The 18,377-nt window shown below is 48.3% G+C and carries 19 protein-coding genes; 15 read left to right on the plus strand and 4 right to left on the minus strand.

Translation table 11 applies throughout. The annotated features are described in order from the left end of the window. Positions 1 to 34 precede the first annotated feature (34 nt). Both ACWHAR_RS00500 and ACWHAR_RS00505 read left to right on the plus strand, forming a co-directional pair. On the plus strand, positions 35 to 880 hold the full coding sequence (locus ACWHAR_RS00500) for a YtnP family quorum-quenching lactonase (protein ID WP_032873616.1): 846 nt from the start codon (positions 35 to 37) through the stop codon (positions 878 to 880). 78 nt (positions 881 to 958) lie between these two features. Next, complete coding sequence (locus ACWHAR_RS00505) at positions 959 to 2,656, plus strand: NAD-dependent malic enzyme (RefSeq protein ID WP_032873618.1); 1,698 nt, start codon at positions 959 to 961, stop codon at positions 2,654 to 2,656. Between the two features lie 55 nt (positions 2,657 to 2,711). Here the strand turns inward: ACWHAR_RS00505 and ACWHAR_RS00510 are convergent, their stop codons facing one another. Further along, positions 2,712 to 3,029 (minus strand): PepSY domain-containing protein, encoded by a 318-nt coding sequence (locus ACWHAR_RS00510; protein WP_003152366.1) that lies wholly within the window; start codon positions 3,027 to 3,029, stop codon positions 2,712 to 2,714. A 158-nt stretch (positions 3,030 to 3,187) separates the two neighbouring features. Between ACWHAR_RS00510 and ACWHAR_RS00515 the strand changes: the two genes are divergently transcribed. Beyond that, entirely contained in the window at positions 3,188 to 4,261 is a 1,074-nt protein-coding gene (locus ACWHAR_RS00515; RefSeq protein ID WP_032873620.1) for a M42 family metallopeptidase, read from the plus strand. 33 nt (positions 4,262 to 4,294) lie between these two features. Here the strand turns inward: ACWHAR_RS00515 and ACWHAR_RS00520 are convergent, their stop codons facing one another. Next, the gene (locus ACWHAR_RS00520) at positions 4,295 to 4,741 is read right to left on the minus strand and encodes a YtoQ family protein (RefSeq protein WP_032873622.1); all 447 of its coding nucleotides are present in this window, start codon (positions 4,739 to 4,741) and stop codon (positions 4,295 to 4,297) included. A gap of 197 nt (positions 4,742 to 4,938) precedes the next feature. Between ACWHAR_RS00520 and ACWHAR_RS00525 the strand changes: the two genes are divergently transcribed. The 12 genes from ACWHAR_RS00525 to motS all read left to right on the plus strand — a co-directional run bounded on the left by ACWHAR_RS00525 (position 4,939) and on the right by motS (position 16,552). Next, the gene (locus tag ACWHAR_RS00525; RefSeq protein ID WP_003152373.1) at positions 4,939 to 5,262 is read left to right on the plus strand and encodes a thioredoxin family protein; all 324 of its coding nucleotides are present in this window, start codon (positions 4,939 to 4,941) and stop codon (positions 5,260 to 5,262) included. A gap of 15 nt (positions 5,263 to 5,277) precedes the next feature. Next, entirely contained in the window at positions 5,278 to 6,087 is an 810-nt protein-coding gene (locus ACWHAR_RS00530; protein WP_079891120.1) for a DUF1444 domain-containing protein, read from the plus strand. A gap of 14 nt (positions 6,088 to 6,101) precedes the next feature. Further along, positions 6,102 to 6,707 (plus strand): YtpR family tRNA-binding protein, encoded by a 606-nt coding sequence (gene ytpR / locus ACWHAR_RS00535; protein ID WP_003152375.1) that lies wholly within the window; start codon positions 6,102 to 6,104, stop codon positions 6,705 to 6,707. Positions 6,708 to 6,873: 166 nt separating this feature from the next. After that, a complete protein-coding gene (locus ACWHAR_RS00540) occupies positions 6,874 to 9,477 on the plus strand; it encodes a DNA translocase FtsK (protein ID WP_032873624.1) in 2,604 nt (867 codons plus the stop codon). Positions 9,478 to 9,717: 240 nt separating this feature from the next. Next, positions 9,718 to 11,016: a UDP-N-acetylmuramate--L-alanine ligase gene (murC, locus tag ACWHAR_RS00545; RefSeq protein WP_032873626.1), complete on the plus strand. Its 1,299-nt coding sequence runs from the start codon at positions 9,718 to 9,720 to the stop codon at positions 11,014 to 11,016. Positions 11,017 to 11,171: 155 nt separating this feature from the next. Beyond that, positions 11,172 to 11,594 carry a DUF948 domain-containing protein gene (locus tag ACWHAR_RS00550; protein WP_007408777.1) on the plus strand — a complete coding sequence of 141 codons (423 nt, stop codon included), beginning with the start codon at positions 11,172 to 11,174 and terminating at the stop codon, positions 11,592 to 11,594. A gap of 32 nt (positions 11,595 to 11,626) precedes the next feature. After that, on the plus strand, positions 11,627 to 12,040 hold the full coding sequence (locus ACWHAR_RS00555) for a YtxH domain-containing protein (RefSeq protein ID WP_003152380.1): 414 nt from the start codon (positions 11,627 to 11,629) through the stop codon (positions 12,038 to 12,040). Between the two features lie 25 nt (positions 12,041 to 12,065). Further along, the gene (gene ytxJ / locus ACWHAR_RS00560; protein ID WP_007408776.1) at positions 12,066 to 12,392 is read left to right on the plus strand and encodes a bacillithiol system redox-active protein YtxJ; all 327 of its coding nucleotides are present in this window, start codon (positions 12,066 to 12,068) and stop codon (positions 12,390 to 12,392) included. A gap of 236 nt (positions 12,393 to 12,628) precedes the next feature. Further along, a complete protein-coding gene (locus tag ACWHAR_RS00565; RefSeq protein WP_003152383.1) occupies positions 12,629 to 13,705 on the plus strand; it encodes a bifunctional 3-deoxy-7-phosphoheptulonate synthase/chorismate mutase in 1,077 nt (358 codons plus the stop codon). 279 nt (positions 13,706 to 13,984) lie between these two features. Then, on the plus strand, positions 13,985 to 14,989 hold the full coding sequence (ccpA, locus tag ACWHAR_RS00570) for a catabolite control protein A (RefSeq protein WP_032873629.1): 1,005 nt from the start codon (positions 13,985 to 13,987) through the stop codon (positions 14,987 to 14,989). A 68-nt stretch (positions 14,990 to 15,057) separates the two neighbouring features. After that, entirely contained in the window at positions 15,058 to 15,873 is an 816-nt protein-coding gene (gene motP, locus ACWHAR_RS00575; RefSeq protein WP_007408775.1) for a flagellar motor protein MotP, read from the plus strand. Further along, entirely contained in the window at positions 15,863 to 16,552 is a 690-nt protein-coding gene (gene motS, locus ACWHAR_RS00580) for a flagellar motor protein MotS (protein WP_032873631.1), read from the plus strand. Before motP ends, motS begins: the two co-directional genes overlap by 11 nt. Positions 16,553 to 16,561: 9 nt before the next feature. Here motS and ACWHAR_RS00585 read toward each other — a convergent pair whose 3' ends face one another. Then, positions 16,562 to 17,728 carry an acetoin utilization protein AcuC gene (locus tag ACWHAR_RS00585; protein ID WP_032873634.1) on the minus strand — a complete coding sequence of 389 codons (1,167 nt, stop codon included), beginning with the start codon at positions 17,726 to 17,728 and terminating at the stop codon, positions 16,562 to 16,564. Continuing rightward, positions 17,725 to 18,369: an acetoin utilization AcuB family protein gene (locus tag ACWHAR_RS00590; protein ID WP_032873636.1), complete on the minus strand. Its 645-nt coding sequence runs from the start codon at positions 18,367 to 18,369 to the stop codon at positions 17,725 to 17,727. The genes ACWHAR_RS00585 and ACWHAR_RS00590 overlap by 4 nt, the downstream gene beginning before the upstream one ends. Between the last annotated feature and the right edge of the window lie 8 nt (positions 18,370 to 18,377).

Consider the following 18,377-nt stretch of genomic DNA (forward strand, 5'->3'; position numbering starts at 1 on the left):
GCCATTTGCTACCATTACATCAGGAGGGATCAAGATGGAGACATTGAATATTGGGAATATTTCATTAACATGGCTGGACGGCGGTGTAACGCATATGGACGGAGGAGCGATGTTCGGCGTTGTCCCGAAGCCTTTATGGTCGAGAAAATACCCCGTAAATGACAAAAACCAGATTGAATTAAGAACAGACCCGATTTTGATCAGAAAAAACGGCCTGAATATAATGGTTGACGCGGGTATCGGCCGAGGGAAATTCTCTGATAAACAAAAAAGGAATTACGGCGTAACACAGGAATCCAATCTGAAACAATCTCTTCGTGAACTCGGGCTTTCCTGTGAGGACATTCATATTGCCGCGATGACCCATCTTCATTTTGACCATGCATGCGGCCTGACGGAATACAGCGGAGAGGAGCTTGTCTCTGTTTTCCCGAATGCCCGCATTATCACTTCTGCGACAGAGTGGCGCGAAATGAGAAACCCTAATATCAGATCGAAAAATACATATTGGAGAGAAAATTGGGAGGCGGTACAAGATCAGGTCGAAACCTTTGAGAACGAGTATCAGCTGACAGAAGGCATTACGATGCACCACACCGGCGGCCACAGCGACGGCCACAGCGTCATCGTCTTAGAAGACGAAGGGGAAACGGCTGTGCATTTTGCCGACCTGATGCCGACGAACGCGCATAAAAATCCGTTATGGGTGCTGGCCTATGATGATTATCCGATGACCTCTATTCCGCAAAAGCAGAAATGGCAGACGTTCGCGGCAGAAAAAGACGCCTGGCTGATTTTCTATCACGACGCGATTTACAGAGCGGTAAAATGGGGAGAAGACGGCGAAGTGGCTGCATCTGTCAGACGGGAGAAAAAATAGGCGGATCGATGATTTACCTGTATGAATTTCGGGAATAAAAGCAAACCTAAGACAAATTGCTTTGAAAGGAAGAGACAGGTGAATCAATTTCAAGTGACGAAAGATGGAGAAATCAAAACAACTCTGCGCGGATTAGAAGTACTTTCTACGCCTTTTTTAAATAAAGGGGTGGCCTTTACACAGGAGGAAAGAAAGGAACTCGGACTCGAGGGGTTTCTGCCGCCGAAAGTATTGACAATCGAAGAGCAGGCGAGGCGGGCCTATGAACAATTCAGTTCGCAGCCTGATGAGCTGAGCAAAAATGTCTACTTGACCGCTCTCCATGATCGGAATGAAACGTTATTTTACAGGCTGTTAAATGATCATTTAGGCGAAATGCTGCCGATCGTCTATACGCCGACCGTCGGCACCGCGATCCAGCGTTACAGCCATGAGTACAGAAAACCCCGCGGTCTGTATTTGTCAATAGATGACCCTGAAGGAATGCGCGCCGCATTTCAGCAGTTCGGAAAAAATGAAAACATTGACTTAATCGTTGCCACAGATGCCGAGGGCATTCTGGGAATCGGTGACTGGGGCGTCGGCGGCATCGCCATTTCTGTCGGAAAACTTGCGGTGTATACGGCGGCGGCCGGAATTGATCCGTCACGAGTGCTTGCGGTCGTGTTGGACGCGGGGACAAATCAGGAAAGCCTCTTAAATGACCCGCTGTATGTCGGAAACCAGCATTCAAGAGTGCGCGGCGAGAAATATGACCGCTTTATTGATGAGTATGTCTCGCTTGCCCGGGAAACATTCCCGAATGCGCTGCTTCATTGGGAAGATTTCGGTACGGCTAACGCCCGCGGCATATTGAAACGGTATAAAGATAAAGTCTGTACGTTTAATGATGACATTCAAGGAACGGGCGCAGTATCGCTTGCAGCTGTTTTAGCGTGTGCGAAAGCATCAAAAGTGCCTTTAAAAGAGCATAAAGTCGTCGTCTTCGGTGCGGGAACGGCCGGTATCGGAATTGCTGAGCAGCTGCGCGAAGCCATGGTGCATGACGGATTAAGCGAAGATGAATCCTACAGCCATTTTTGGTGTATCGACAGAAACGGATTGTTAACGGATGATATGAAGGACTTGCGTGATTTTCAGGTTCCGTACGCGCGCTCTGCTGATGAAGTGAAAGAGTACGGCCGCAGCGGTGAAGGCGGATCAATTGATCTGGCGGAGACGGTGCGTCAGGCCAAGCCGACGATTCTGATCGGCACATCCACTGTATCAGGCGCATTTACGGAAGAAATCGTCAAAGAAATGGCCTCACATGTCAAACGGCCCGCTATTTTGCCGATGTCAAACCCGACCACATTATCAGAAGCAAAACCTGAAGATTTAATTAAATGGACGGAAGGCCGCGCGCTTGTCACGACGGGAAGTCCATTCCCGCCTGTCGCGTATAACGGCGTTACCTACCATATCGGACAGGCGAACAACGCGCTCGTATTCCCGGGACTCGGACTCGGCACGATTGTGACAAAAGCAAGGCTCATTACGGACAATATGTTCGTTGCCTGCGCGAATGCCATCGCCGGTATGGTGGACGTCGGCAAGCCGGGGGCGCCGATGCTTCCGAAAGTGGAGGATCTCAGGACGGTATCGGCAACTGTGGCGGTAGCCGTAGCGAAAGCGGCCATTCAGGACGGTGTAGCGGAAATGGAACCCGAGGATCTGATTCAAACGGTGCAGGATGCGATGTGGCACCCCGTATATAAACGAATTCGGCCGATGTAACCGAATAAAGCCCAAAACGCTGATGGTTTTGGGCTTTATTTTTTGCTTGTCCGAATTATGAGGCGACAGAATCAATGACATCGACAATCTGGCCTGTTTTTGCATTGACCATAACTTCATATTGCTCCAGTTCGCCGAATGCCGAACGTGTCACGCCGGTTTTGTATACCTGGATGGTTTCTCCGTTTACCTGGTAGGGCTCGGGCTCTGTGTAAATCCATGATCCGTCTATCGGCCCGCGCTGTTTAAAAGCCGCTTTCACGATACGGAGCGCTTTTTCTGAAGAGATATAAGGTTTCATCGCATACTTTTTCACTGCGATGGCAGCGCATAATCCGACTCCTGCACCTAAGAGAAAATGACGTAATTTCAATATGAAGCACCTCCAATTATGTCGTAGTTTTTATTATACAGAAGATGCCAGACGGTGTTAAGTAAAGCGGCGGTTTTCCAGCCCATTCAATTTGAGCGCTTGGAAAACGGTTGTTTTTCTAATAAAATAAAAGCATTACATAGAAATGAGGGGAAAATATGAATGAGGAAACGAAAACGCTTTTCCGGACGCTGACGCAGCTTCCCGGCGCACCGGGAAATGAACATCAGGTCCGCTCCTTTATGAAACGGGAGCTTGCGAAATATGCGGATGACATCGTGCAGGACAGACTCGGAAGTGTTTTCGGAGTAAGGCGCGGCGCTGAAGATGCGCCGACCGTTATGGTAGCCGGCCATATGGACGAAGTCGGGTTTATGGTAACGCAGATTACGGATAACGGCATGCTGAGATTTCAGACGCTCGGCGGCTGGTGGAGTCAGGTGCTGCTTGCCCAGCGCGTCGAGGTGCAGACGGATAACGGACCGATTATCGGCGTCATCTCAAGCATCCCGCCCCACATTTTAACGGATGCCCAGCGCGCAAAGCCGATGGAGATCAAAAATATGATGATTGATATCGGTGCCGATGACAGAGAGGACGCGGTCAGAATGGGGATCAGACCGGGACAGCAGGTCGTGCCGGTCTGCCCGTTCACCCCGATGGCCAACGAGAAGAAAATATTGTCCAAAGCGTGGGATAACCGCTACGGCTGCGGGTTAAGCATTGAACTATTAAAAGAGCTGCACGGAAAAGAGTTGCCGAACAATCTGTACGCCGGGGCCACCGTTCAGGAGGAAGTCGGCCTGAGAGGGGCGCAGACAGCGGCCAATATGATTCAGCCCGATCTCTTCTTCGCGCTTGATGCCAGCCCGGCAAATGATATGAGCGGCGATAAGGAGCTGTTCGGCCGTCTCGGCGAGGGGGTGCTGCTCCGCATTCTTGACAGAACGACGGTCATGCACCGCGGGATGAGAGAGTTCGTCCTTGATATGGCGGAAACGCACAATATCCCTTATCAATATTTCGCTTCAGGCGGGGGAACGGATGCCGGACGGGTCCACATATCAAACAGCGGGGTTCCGTCTGCCGTCATCGGCATTTGTTCAAGATACATTCATACAAATGCCGCTATCATCCATGTCGATGATTATGCCGCGGCGAAAGAAATGCTCATTAAGCTGGTCATGGCGAGTGACAAACAGACGGTCGAAACGATCAGAGAAAATGTGTAAAAAAATAAGCAGGACCGCATAAAGGCGGCCTGCTTATTCTATTTCAAATAAATAAGAGAGTGCTTTCATCGCTTGATTGACGGTTTCGACCGTGATATTCGCTTTTCCGGAAAGCTCTTTCAGCGGGTGATGCAGCTCTTTCGGACGGATGAGAATGAGCGGCTTTCCTTTTGCGATGGCATAAGAAGCATCCATCGCGGTATTCCACTGTTTATATTTCTCGCCAAACAGGGCGATTACAAAATCGGCTTTTTCCATCAGCACTTCTGTACGGAAATTGTTGATATCAGAAGCTCTGGCGTCTTTTAAAACAGAATCGGGCTGCACGCCCATAATCTCTTCTCCGATATTGTCTGAGCGTTCATGGTTTTCCATCGGGCCGACAAACGTAATCGGCAGGTCCAGCGCTGTTGCTTTTTGTTTGAGCTCATCCCGCCACTCACTGTGGATTTCACCCGCTAAATACACGACAAACTGCATCTTTTGCCCCTCCTTATGTACATATTCAGATTTTCGTACGGCTACAAGCAAAATGGTAAACGAAACTTGCTTGATAATGCAAATGAAATATGATAATGATATTGCATATAGTTGGTCTTGCCGTACACAGTCTGGTATGATCCAATTGGACAAACATCAGCATATAAAAAACTCATAATCCAGATGGAGGAATGACAATGAAAAAGATTGAAAGCACGGAAGAATTGCAAAAAGCGGTACAAGACGATTGGGCGGTATTTATGTTTTCAGCGGATTGGTGCCCGGACTGCCGCTTTGTGGAGCCGTTTCTCCCTGAGCTGGAAGCGGACTTTCCTGAATTCACTTATTACTACGTAGACCGCGATCAATTTATTGATACATGCGCGGAATGGGAAATTTACGGCATTCCGAGCTTTGTTGTGTTTAACGGAGGAAAAGAAGTGAACCGCTTCGTCAGCAAAGACCGTAAAACAAAAGAAGAAATTGAGCAATTTTTAACCGATTCCCTTGCTAAAGCATAAAGGAGGCCACGGGCTTTGAAAATGACCTCAAGGAAGCTGGCGGATTTATTAAAACAGCGCCTGCAGCACGAGAACCGATCCTTCTTTTTTGACAGAGAAAAAGACACCCTCCGTGTTGAGGATCAAACGACCAAAAAAGGCATCACATTGGAGCTCCCGCCGATCATTGCGAAGTGGGAGACGAAAAAAGAAGAAGCGATCGACGAAATCGTCTACTATGTGTCAGAAGCAATGGAGGCGATGGAAGGCAGCGGACAGGAGATGTCCGGAAAGGAAGCCGGAATCTATCCGGTCATCCGCTCCACATCATTTCCCGATCAAACGAGCGACGGCATTCCGCTCGTGTATGATGACCATACGGCCGAAACAAGAATCTACTACGCGCTTGACCTCGGTAAGACGTACCGCTTAATTGACAGCCGGATGCTCGAGAAAGAAAACTGGACAAAAGAACGCATCAGGGAGACGGCGTCATTCAATCTCCGCTCTCTTCCTTCGGTCGTGAAACAGGATACGGTTGCGGACAATTATTTTTATTTTTTCAGGGCGAATGACGGCTATGACGCCAGCCGGATTCTCAATGATTCGATTCTTCATGAATACAAGCAGGCCGCTGAAGGCGAATTGGCGATTTCAATCCCGCACCAGGATGTATTAATACTTGCTGACATTCGAAATGAATCGGGTTATGATATTTTAGGGCAAATGTCCATGAGCTTCTTTGCAAGCGGCACGGTGCCGATTACGGCCCTTTCATTTCTGTATAATGAAGGCAGACTGGAACCTGTGTTTATCATGGCGAAAAGCCGGCCGAAAAAGGATTAGAAAGGATTTTTCTTATGAACGCTTTTTACAATAAAGAAGGTGTGGGAGATACGCTTCTGATCTCTCTTAAAGATGCAGCACGCGAAGAAATCGGCTATGAAAGAGAAGGCGATGTCGTCAGAATCTTTAACAAAGAAACAAAAGAAACGACGGGCTTTAACATTTTTAACGTGTCTTCTTACTTACAGATTGAGGACAACGGCCCCGTCGCTTTGTCTGAGACATTCGTTCAGGATGTGAATGAAATACTGAACAGAAACGGCGTCTCAGAAACGCTGACGGTTGACCTTTCTCCGAAATTTGTTGTCGGTCACGTTGAATCGAAAGAAAAACATCCGAATGCGGATAAACTGAATATCTGCCAAGTGAATGTGGGAGAGGAAACCCTTCAAATCGTTTGCGGCGCGCCGAACGTGGACAAAGGGCAAAAAGTCGTCGTCGCTAAAGTCGGCGCGGTAATGCCGAGCGGACTTGTGATTAAAGACGCTGAATTAAGAGGCGTTCCGTCAAGCGGCATGATCTGCTCCGCGAAAGAACTCGCTTTGCCGGATGCGCCGGCGGAAAAAGGGATTCTTGTTCTTGAAGACAGCCGCGAGGCCGGCGAAGCATTTCAATTCTAACTCCCATAAATAAGCGCACAGAATCGAATGATGTGAGAGAAAGCCGTTAAGCAGGCCTGCTTAACGGCTTTCTTCAGTTGGGAGCTTAATCTTTTCTGAGCCGCCCGGCAATGGTATACTAATATCGTCCCAGACTACTAAAAAGGGAGTTAGAGAGTGATTAAACATGAGTTGGCTGAATAAATTTTTTGACTTATTTTTAGGTGAAAAAGAAGAAGAGCATGAACGTGAACCAAACACGCATGCCCAAATCCCGAAACAGCAGATACCGGATCAGCCAGAAGGCAAATTCACGCGCATGGAAGATCCTAAAATATATTACGAATATCCGAAAGGGAATTTCCGCTTCCCCGTCGTTCCGGACGGCTATAAGCGAACGGAGCAAAACCAAAGACAGCGGGAAAGGCACGAACGCCGCCAGCCGTCCCGGGATTATGCCGCCGGGAAGGAGCAAACCGAGCGGAAACAGCATACACATAAAGAGCCTGAAACGGTGAAAAAGCCCTTTAAACCGTCATCCATTCCTTCACCGGTTTACGGCTTTCAATCTCAGCACAGCATAAAAAAAGCGCCTATATCCGAAAAGCGGCGTGAAGAGAACGTAACACTGCTGTCAGAGGAGCAATTTGTTCCGACAAAAGCCCGTCAGGAAACGGAAAAAGAGCCCGTCTTCACAACATCCGGCATAACAAAACAGACGAATGACCGGCCAGACCCGTTTGTGAAACAAGAAACGGAAGAAATCCAGGCCGTTAAAAAAGAGGAGCTTCACACCGAGGCTGAGAATGCAAAAGAGCAAGTGTTTGCAGCACCAGAACCGCAGCAGGCTGAAGAGCGGGAGCACACGGAAAGCGCGGAATCTGCCGGCTTTACAGAAGAACAAGAGCATGAACAAACCCGCCCGCAGCCTATTGAAGAGCCTGAGTATGAAGCATCCCGAACGGCTGACAACACAGAGGAACAAGCGGCGCCGCAGGAGGAATATCAGGAGCCTGAGCCGGAAAAAGCACCGCCTTTTGAAACCGCAGAAGAACCGGTGTATACATACACAGAACCCGGATACGATGAGGAAGTTCAGCCGCAGTCTGAAGACAAGCCCGAATCAGCTGAAACCGACGCGAAACAGGAAGCAGACTCTCAGCCTGAGTACAATGAAGTCACGCGGCATTCAGAGCCCGAGCCTGAACCTGCAAGCATCGAGACGGCCGATGCTCCGTCCCGGCCTGCCGAAGAAAAAACGGAGTATCCCGGACAGCCTCAGACTGTGAGAAAAGCGGAGCGGCCGAAAGAGCGCAATGTTCCGTTTAACGTCATGATGCTTAAAAGCGATAAACACAAGCAGACGAAGACGCCGGAGGGCGGAGCGAGCTATGTCTTTCCGAATCTGTCGCTTCTGGACGTACCGCCGGCGCAAAGACATGACGACCAATCGTGGATTGAAGAACAGCGCGAGCTTTTAAACGTTACACTGAAAAACTTTAATGTGCGCGCCCAAGTCGTTCATGTCACACAAGGCCCGTCCGTCACACGTTTTGAAGTGCATCCTGAGCCCGGAGTGAAAGTGAACAAAATTACAAACTTAGCAGATGATATTAAACTGAGCCTGTCTGCCAAGGATATTCGGATTGAGGCGCCGATCCCCGGTAAAAACACGATCGGCATTGAAGTTCCGAACCGTGTAAGCAAAGTCGTCGATTTAAGGCAGATGATCAGAAGCGCCGCTTTCAGGACGAATCCGTCTCCGCTTACAGCCGCGCTCGGTGTCGATATTTCCGGAAACCCGGTCGTCATTGATTTGAAAAAGATGCCGCACGGGTTGATAGCGGGTGCGACAGGATCGGGAAAAAGCGTCTGCATCAATACCATTTTGGTCAGTCTGCTTTATAAGGCGGATCCGAGTGATGTCAAAATGCTTCTGATTGATCCGAAAATGGTCGAGCTTGCGCCTTATAACCAAATTCCGCATTTGGTCAGCCCCGTCATCACGGACGCCAAAGCCGCGACCGCCGCGTTAAAATGGGTTGTGGAAGAGATGGAACGGCGATATGAACTGTTTGCCCATTCGGGTGTGAGAGATATCGGCCGCTTTAATGAATTAACCGCCGATCATAAGACAGGCGAAAAGCTCCCGTACCTCGTAGTGGTTATTGATGAGCTTGCCGATTTAATGATGGTCGCGCCGAACGATGTGGAAGAAAGCATTGCCAGAATCGCGCAGAAAGCGAGAGCCTGCGGCATTCATCTGCTTGTCGCGACACAGCGTCCGTCTGTCGATGTCATTACCGGAATGATTAAGGCAAACATACCGACGAGGATTGCATTCTCCGTCTCAAGCCAGGTAGATTCCAGAACGATCATCGACATGGCGGGAGCGGAAAAGCTGCTCGGAAAAGGCGACATGCTGTACTGGGAAAACGGTACCGGAAAACCGGTGCGCCTGCAAGGCAACTTTGTATCCGACAGAGAAATTGACCGCGTCGTCTCTCATGTCAGAAAGCAGCTGCCGCCTTCTTATTTGTTTGAACAGGAAGAACTGATCAGGCAGGGAACTGCCCTCAAGGAAGAAGACGAACTGTTTCCTGAGGCGTGCCAATTCGTCGTGGAGCAAAACAGTGCCAGCACCTCAAGCCTTCAAAGAAGGTTCCGAATCGGTTATAACCGCGCCGCAAGGCTGATTGACATGATGGAAGCCGAGGGCATGATCTCAGAAGCGAAGGGCAGCAAGCCCCGTGAAGTGCTGATTACGGCCGCTGACATTGCTCAAGAATAAGAATATCGTTCATTTTTCTCACAAACATGGTATGATAGTGGATGGACCATCAAAACTGCATCACTGTCACGCGCTGAAATATCATGCGGCAGGTTTAATCAAAAAGAAAGTTACAGATACTGACGATAACGTAAAAATAAATGGAAGCGCCGCTGTGCGGGCTTTTTGCCCGCGGCGGTCGCAAAATGAAATGAGCGTCATATACTGGGGAACAGATAGACGTTTGTTGGAGGTACGATTATGACTGTTTATCATTTTGTTGGAATAAAAGGGACAGGTATGAGCCCGCTTGCTCAAATCCTGCATGATACAGGGTATCAGGTGCAGGGATCGGATATCGAGAAGCAGATTTTCACTCAGGCTGCCCTTGAAAAAAGAAATATCCCGATCTATCCGTTCAGCGCCGATAACATCAAACCCGGCTTAACGGTAATCGCCGGAAACGCATTCCCTGATTCTCATCCGGAAATCGCAAAGGCGCTCGCTGAAGGGATTCCTGTCATCAGATATCATAAATTTTTAGCTGAATATATGAAAAAATATACAAGTGTCGCGGTAACGGGCGCACACGGCAAGACGTCCACAACGGGCCTCTTGGCACACGTGATGCAGCAGGCGAAGCCGACTTCGTTTCTTATCGGGGACGGAACGGGCAGAGGAAATGAAAGCAGCGAATACTTTGTATTTGAAGCTTGCGAGTACCGCCGTCATTTCTTAAGCTATCAGCCTGATTATGCGATTATGACGAATATTGATTTTGACCACCCTGATTATTTCGCCAACATTGACGATGTGTTTGATGCTTTCCAAAACATGGCGCTTCAAGTCAACAAAGGCATCATTGCCTGCGGTGATGACGAGTACCTGCCGAAAATTCACGCCAATGTGCCTGTCGTTTATTACGGCACGGGAGAAGAAAACGATTTTCAAGCGAGAAACATCGTAAAAAATACGGAAGGCACGACATTTGACGTCTTTGTCCGCAATACGTTTTACGATACGTTCTACATCCCGGCATACGGCCATCACAATGTCCTCAATTCCTTAGCGGTCATTGCGCTCTGCCACTATGAAGAGATAGACGTGAACATGATTAAGCTCGGACTTGAATCATTCGGCGGCGTCAAACGCAGATTCAATGAAAAAGTGATCGGCAGCCAGGTGCTGATCGACGACTACGCCCACCATCCGACTGAAATCAAAGTCACGATTGAGGCGGCGCGCCAAAAATATCCCGAACGTGAAATCATCGCGGTATTTCAGCCGCATACGTTTACACGGACGCAATCATTCTTGGATGAATTCGCAGAAAGCTTAAGCGCGGCCGATCGCGTGTATCTGTGTGACATTTTCGGTTCTGCCCGCGAGAACGTCGGCAAGCTCACGATCACGGATCTTCAGGAAAAAATCGATAATGCAGAACTCATTGAAGAAAATGACACATCCGTGTTAAAAGCGCATGAAGGCGCAGTGCTGATCTTCATGGGCGCCGGAGACATTCAAAAATATATGAGAGCCTATGAAAACGTCATAGCGTAACGAAAAAGCAGTGGGGCTCTCACTGCTTTTTTGTGCGTGCTGCAAAGGGATTTACCGAGAAACGGAGAAATAGTATACATACAGATCTTTCATATATGTTTATCATTTTAAGAATTGGGTATATACCACTATATCCTGCATTAAGGAGGTATTAGATGATCATCATTCTTTACTTAAGCGTCGCACTCATTGCCGTTGCATTTCTCATCCTCGTCATCTATCTGTCCAAAACATTAAAGTCCGTGCAGATGACCTTAACAAACGTAGCATCGACTTTAGACGGCCTTGAAGGGCAGATGAAAGGCATTACCGCAGAGACAACCGAGCTGTTACATAAGACAAACCGTCTCGCGGAAGACATTCAGGAAAAATCAGAGAAATTAAATACGGTTGTCCATGCTGTCCAGGAAGTGGGAACTTCCGTCCAGCAGTTTAATACATCCATAAAGCAGGCAGCAGGTTCCGTTACGGCCTCTGTAAGAGAGAATCAGGATAAGATCAGTCAGGTTGTCACCTGGAGCCAGGCCGCTATGGAAATATGGGACAAGTGGAAGCAAAAGAAAAAAACATCGCTTTAATCATAAGAAAAATCCACTAAGGAGGAATCATAATGAGCAAAGATGGAATCAATAGTAAGGATTTTTTAATCGGAACGCTGATCGGGGGAATTATCGGCGCGACAACGGCGTTGTTTCTGGCGCCTAAATCAGGTAAGGAGCTGCGCGACGATCTCGGCAGTCAGGCTTCTGCGTTAAAGGATAAGACGGACAGAATGACGGCCGACGCGAAAGAAAAAGGCTCTCAATATGTCAGCATCGCCAAGGACAAAACATCTAATATCACCCAGCTGGTAGCTGATCAGTCAGGCCAGATTATGAATAAAGTGAAGGATTTAAAAGACCGTTCTAAGAGCACACTAACCGAGAAAGCCGAAGAGACGAGAAGCGAAATGCAGGACACGGCCCAAAGCATCAAGGCCGAAGCGGAAGACGCCGGGGAAAAAGCCGGTCAGGCAAATCGCTGATCTTCAATAAGGAGAGATAACCGACATGACAAAACAGCTGATATCGTCTGAAGAAGAGTTCAAAAATGCCGCTGAGAAAGAAAACACGCTCGTGTTTTTGAAACACAGCACAACCTGCCCGATCAGCCAAGCCGCGTTTCAGGAGTTTGACGCCTTTGCATCGGCGCATTCGGAAGTGCCTTCTTATTACCTGCAGGTGCAGGACAGCCGGCCGCTTTCAAACTATATCGCCGAGACATACGGCGTGAAACATGAAAGTCCGCAAGTATTCGTCATTGCAAACGGCGAAGTGAAATGGCACGCGTCTCATTCACAAATCACAAAAAACGCAATAGAGCAGCACCTTTCATAATTGCTGGCCGCCGGTTGATACCGGCGGTTTTTTTTTTGAAAAAAACTATTGATCATTTCAGCCGGATCATGTAGGATATCAATATATACCGCTTCAACGCATAAAAGCTTAAAAGCGTTTTTGTGATAAAGCCGAATGTGAAAAAATTTATTATTTCATATTCCTATTTTCGCATAACTGTAGTAAGATGCATGTTAACCATTAAAATAAAACATAGCATAGAAGGGATGAAAAAGATGAGCAACAAGGAATTAGAGAGCCTAAGACAGCAGGCAGACGCACTAAACTTAGAAATCCTTAAATTAATTAATGAACGCGGAGCCGTTGTAAAAGAAATCGGTAAAGCAAAGGAAGCACAGGGTGTCAACCGATTTGACCCTGTCAGAGAGCGTACAATGCTTAACCGCATAATTGAAAGCAATGACGGCCCATTTGAAAACTCAACGATCCAGCATATTTTCAAAGAAATTTTCAAAGCCGGACTTGAACTTCAAGAAGAGGACCACAGCAAAGCGTTGCTCGTCTCCCGGAAGAAAAAAGCAGAAGATACGATCGTTGACATAAAAGGTGAAAAAATCGGTGACGGCGATCAGAGATTCATCGTCGGACCTTGTGCCGTAGAAAGCTATGAGCAGGTTGCCGAAGTAGCGGCCGCAGCGAAAAAACAAGGCATTAAAATCCTGCGCGGGGGCGCGTTTAAACCCCGCACAAGTCCGTATGATTTCCAAGGTCTCGGCGTAGAAGGCCTGCAAATTCTTAAACGCGTCGCTGATGAATATGACCTCGCGGTGATCAGTGAAATCGTAACGCCCGCACACATTGAGCAAGCGATTGATTACATTGACGTCATTCAGATCGGCGCGCGGAACATGCAAAACTTTGAATTGCTGAAAGCGGCCGGCTCCGTTAAAAAGCCGGTATTGTTAAAACGCGGTCTTGCCGCAACAATTTCAGAGTTCATCAATGCAGCTGAATACATCATGTCACAAGGAAACGACCAAATCATTCTTTGTGAGCGCGGAATCAGAACGTACGAAACGGCAACGAGAAACACACTCGACATTTCTGCCGTGCCGATTTTGAAACAGGAAACTCACTTGCCGGTGTTTGTTGACGTCACACACTCAACAGGCCGCCGCGATCTCCTGCTTCCGACAGCAAAAGCGGCGCTTGCGATCGGCGCTGACGGCGTGATGGCCGAAGTTCACCCTGATCCTTCCGTTGCCCTTTCAGACTCTGCGCAGCAGATGGATATACCTGAATTCGAGAAATGGCTGAACGAATTAAAGCCAATGCTGAAAGTAAAAGCATAATACAACGTTCCGCTCTTTAAAGGCCGCCTCGCGCGGCTTTTTTTTCGTATCTTCATTTTATTTAATTATAAAATGAAAGTGAACGTTTTCATCACTGGGAAAAACGCGTATAATTTCATGAGAGATATTTAAATTTGATGAATAATGAAAAATAATGTACACTACTGACTTACGCTTACAATCATAAACGACAGAATGCGAAATCGTACGACATTTCTTTACATAAAGTGTTTATGCTATAGATAAGGATAAGTGTATCCAGTAAAAGGAGTGGTTTCAGTGAGCAACATTACGATATACGATGTGGCCAGAGAAGCAAATGTCAGTATGGCGACTGTTTCCCGCGTCGTGAACGGCAACCCGAATGTAAAACCGACGACCAGAAAAAAAGTATTGGAAGCCATTGACCGGCTCGGCTACCGCCCGAACGCGGTGGCAAGAGGGCTTGCAAGCAAAAAAACGACAACGGTCGGCGTCATCATCCCTGATATCTCAAGCATTTTCTACTCTGAACTTGCGCGTGGAATTGAAGATATCGCGACGATGTACAAATATAATATTATATTAAGCAACTCGGACCAAAATCTTGAGAAAGAACTGCATCTGTTAAATACGATGCTTGGCAAACAAGTGGACGGTATCGTATTTATGGGCGGCAACATTACGGACGAGCATGTCGAAGAATTTAAGCGCTCTCCTGTGCCGATCGTCTTGGCGGCATCAGTGGAAGAACAGGGCGAGACGCCTTCTGTCGCCATTGATTATGAACAGGCGATTTATGATGCCGTTAAGCTTTTCATTGATAAAGGGCATCGCGATATTGCATTCGTCTCCGGACCGATGCAAGAGCCGATCAACCGTTCGAAAAAACTGCAAGGGTACAAACTGGCGCTTGAAGAAGCGGCGATTCCGTTTAACGAGCAATTCGTAGCGGAAGGCGATTACACCTATGATTCCGGTATGGAGGCGCTTCAAAGCTTGATGGGCCTTGACCGGAAACCGACGGCGATTCTTTCTGCGACGGATGAAATGGCCCTCGGCATTATCCATGCGGCCCAAGATCAAGGTCTTTCGATTCCTGATGATCTTGATATTATCGGTTTTGACAATACGAGATTGAGCCTGATGGTCCGCCCTCAGCTTTCAACAGTCGTGCAGCCTACGTACGATATCGGCGCCGTGGCGATGAGACTTTTGACAAAACTGATGAACAAAGAGCCGGTTGAAGAGCATATCGTCGAATTGCCTCACCGCATCGAATTAAGACAATCAACCAAGTCATAAAAAAACGGAAAAGCAAGCTTCACTCTGAGGGGTGGAATCTTGCTTTTTTACTTGAGTAAGGAGAAGATATGAAACGTTTTGATTATCTGACGCCCGTTGGCTTTATGTTAGGCTGTATTATTGTCGCAATCGGTATTCTGTCAGGGACGGGACTGGCGGGAATCAGTTCATTTTTAGATTTGACTTCTTTTTTAATCGTCACAGGCGGCCTTGCTGCGGCGATCTTTATCAGTTTTCCGCCGAGGGATTTAAAGAAAACCCCTTCTGTTCTGAAACAGGTATTCTCCCGTCAGGATGACAATGTGAAAGAGCTTGTCAGAGTATTTGTCAGCCTTTCGGAGCAGGCGCGCAGGCAGGGGCTTCTGTCTCTGGATGACCAGGCGCGTGAGATCAAGGATCCGTTTTTAAAAAAAGGGCTTTTGCTTGCAATTGACGGCTGGGACGAGGAAACGATCCGGCTGGTGATGGATTCTGAGATCGCCGCGATGGAAGAAAGACACAGAAAAGGAAGACGCGTTTTTGAAAAAGCCGGTGATTTCGCACCCGCCTGGGGAATGATCGGGACGCTCGTCGGGCTCGTTCTCATGCTCAAAAACTTAAATGACCCGCATACCCTCGGACCGAACATGGCCGTTGCGCTATTGACGACGCTGTACGGAGCGCTGCTTGCCAACTTGGTGTTTATCCCAATCGCGGCAAAGCTTGAAGAAAAAACGGAAAGTGAAATTTTCATCAAACAGGTCATGATCGAAGGGGTTGTCGGCATCCAATCGGGCAAAAATCCCCGCAATCTCGAAAGTCAGCTCGTTGTCTTCAGCTCAAGAGAAGACTGGCGTAAAGGACAGCCTGCGAACAAGAAAAAGGGCGCTGTCCATGAAGCTTAGAAAAGAGCGTTTTGAAAGAAGAAACAAATCGGAACATTCCGGCGGTTCACCGAGATGGATGGTGACGTTCGCTGACTTGATCACGCTCATTCTCGTGTTCTTTATATTGCTTTTTTCGATGTCGCAAATAGACGCGGAAAAATTTCAATCTGCCGTTTCATCGATTCATACAAACGGCAGCGGGGGTGAATCGGCGTCATCAGACAAAGCAAACGAAAATAAAGAACAGGATTTGCTGTTACAAAACGTGAAGACATACATAAAAGCGCATCATTTGAGTTCGAAATTGACGGCGAAGCGCGATGAGCGCGGAGTGGTTCTTGTGCTGCAGGAGGCCGTTCTGTTTCAGACAGGAAAAGCGGATGTGCTGAAAAACGCCGAGCCGGTTCTGCATCAGATCGCGGTGCTTTTAAAGACAATTCCGAATGACATACAGGTAGAAGGCCATACGGACAGCCGCCGGATTTCCACCTATCAATTTCCGTCAAATTGGGAGCTGTCGTCTGCAAGAGCGGCGAGTGTGATCCGGTATTTTACCGCGAATGAAGACTTTTCCGCCAAACGGTTTATCTCTGCCGGGTATGCGGATACGAAACCTATGAAGGACAACAAAAGTCCCGGACATATGAAAGAAAACCGCCGTGTAGAAATTGTGATCAAAAAAACGACCTCCTCATAAGGTCGTTTTTTATTTTGTTTTATACCGCTGCTCAGACCGGATGGCAAAAAGTGCTTTTTCCACGGTTTGGGCATTTTTTTCTGAAATTTCTTCTTTGCGGGGAATCGGAGGATATAATTGTTCAGGATCACTCCAAAAAGCGGGCAACGTGCATGGGGAGTGCTTTTGCCATTTATCGATCCATTTCTGCGGTATGCACTCCCCGGGATCAATCCCTTTCATCTCAAGCCAAATGCGGCTCCATGCTCTCGGGACGACTCTCCAAATATCGTATCCGCCGCCGCCGACCGCGATCCATCTGCCGCTGCAATATTGATGGGCTAATGAATGAGCGAGCCGCGGGATCTCCTGATAAATGGAGATTGTATTGGACAGGTGTGTCAATGGGTCGTAATAATGGGCGTCTGCACCGTTTTGGGTAAGAATCACATCCGGCTTAAAAAAAGCCGCGATTTCTGAGGCGGCCGTATTGTAAGCGTGAAGAAAGGAATCGTCCTCTGTGAAAGCATCCAGCGGAATGTTAAAAGAATAGCCGTAGCCTTGCCCGCTTCCTTTTTCCAGTACCTGTCCCGTCCCGGGAAATAAATAACGCCCGGTCTCGTGAAAAGAAACAGTGCAGACATCAGACCTGTCGTAAAACGTAAATTGAACGCCGTCGCCGTGATGGGCGTCTGTATCAATGTATAACACTTTTGCCCCGTAGTTCTTCTGGATGTATTGGATGGCCACGGCGCTGTCATTATAGATACAAAAGCCTGAGGCTCTGCCGCGGAAGCCGTGGTGAAGGCCGCCTCCTAAATTGCAGGCGTGCCTGGCTTGTCCCGTCATGACATAATCAGCCGCTGTTAAGGTGCCGCCCACCAGAAGTGACGCGGCTTCATGCATGCCGGCAAAAACGGGGGTGTCTTCCGTTCCGAGACCGTAGCTTTCTCCTTCTGCGGCAGGGAGCCGGCCCGCACCCGCTAGTTCCACCGCCTGTATATAATCCTCCGTATGAACGAGAGCCAGCTCTTCTTTAGCGGCCGTGCGCGGAGTGACGATGTCTCCCTCGTCAAACGCGTCCGCCGCCTGAAGCAGATCGTATGTTAAAAGCACGCGCTGCTGATTGAACGGATGATCCTGATGAAATTGATACGTCTGATAAGAAGGCGAGTAAACAAAAACGCTGTCTCTCATGGCTGATCCCTCAAATGTTTCGGCCATAAGACATTGTATCCGGCTTCTTGAACGGCACGGATAAAAGGGAGCGGATTCATCGTCTTCACCCGGAAGACGAGAATGTTCGACCCGGCGGAATCATGGGGATAGACGAGCACACTCAGGATTTGCAGCTGAAGATCACGGCACATGCAGCTGAGATCAGCAAGGCTTTTTGTCATATCCGTCACCAGGATTTCCACCTGTGATCCCGGCTGGGCCGCGCCTGTCAGGCTGACGAAAGTCCGGAGCACGTCAGTTTTCGTTAAAATGCCCGTCAGCTTATGGTTTACCGTAATCGGCAGACAGCCGATGCCGTGCTCATAAAAGGAAGCGGATATTTCTTCCACAAAGTCAAGCGGATGAGCGCAGATGACATTCCGCTTCATAATGGTCTCCACTTTGTTTGTCAGAAACACGCCGCGTTCCTTTTGTTCAAAGCTGCCGGGGCCGGCCTGTTTAATGTCTCTGTCTGTGACAATACCGATGACGTGCAGCTCGTCGTCGATGACAGGGAGATGGCGGATATGATATGCCTTCATTTTACGGACGGCTGTTTCAATGGAGTCGTGTTTTGAGACGGTGATGACGTCCCGTTTCATGATTTGTTCTGCAATCATCTTTTTAT

Source organism: Bacillus sp. LR--39, assembly GCF_053613335.1.